The organism is Vibrio sp. 1078-1, assembly GCF_033340475.1.
Genome location: NZ_JAWOWM010000212.1, coordinates 1 through 813 on the forward strand (window position 1 = coordinate 1; position 813 = coordinate 813).

The 813-nt window shown below is 44.5% G+C and carries 1 protein-coding gene; it reads left to right on the top strand.

Features of this window, described 5'->3' with window-relative positions; all coding sequences use genetic code 11:
* Nucleotide 1 precedes the first annotated feature (1 nt).
* Nucleotides 2–813 (top strand): sodium:proton antiporter (locus R7190_RS26675; RefSeq protein WP_318137772.1); only part of this gene is annotated, 812 nt, incomplete at its 3' end.

The following is an 813-nucleotide window of genomic DNA, read 5'->3' on the forward strand; positions in this document are numbered from 1 at the left end:
AATGCTAATTGCTTTTGTAAACAGCAAGATAGGAAAGATGCAAACCACCATCGCCATTACAGCTGGTTCAATGGTTCTTTCTCTACTTATTTTGATCGCCGGTCAAAACAACTGGTTTCACCTTACGGAGATTGCAACCGAGACGGTAACAAGGATCAACTTTGAAGACTTTTTGTTGAAAGGCATCCTTGGATTTTTGCTTTTTGCTGGCGGCTTGGGCATCAAGCTACCCAACTTAAAAGATCAAAAGTGGGAAATCACGGTATTGGCTCTTGGAGCAACCCTGTTCTCAACCTTCTTCATCGGCTTTGTTCTTTATGGCCTTTGTATGCTGATCGGCATACAGTTTGATTTGGTTTACTGCTTGCTATTTGGCGCATTAATCTCGCCTACCGACCCGATTGCCGTTCTAGCTATCGTTAAAAAGTTAGATGCACCTAAACGTATCTCGACACAGATCGAAGGGGAGTCACTATTCAATGATGGCTTCGGCTTGGTTATTTTCGTCACGCTTTTCACCATTGCATTTGGCTCAGAAGCACCAACAGTCGGTAGCGTCACTCTACTCTTCATCCAAGAAGCGATTGGCGGAATCGTCTATGGCTTTCTATTGGGCTTAGTATTCCACTACCTAATCAGTGCTACTGACGATCACTCAATGGAGCTACTACTTACCATCGGTGTTCCTACAGCAGGTTACGCATTTGCTGAGTACATTCATGTTTCAGGCCCACTTGCGATGGTAGTGTCGGGAATTATGATCGGTAACTGGACGCGCTTTATTGGCTTCTCTAAAGAGAGTGAAGACCACCT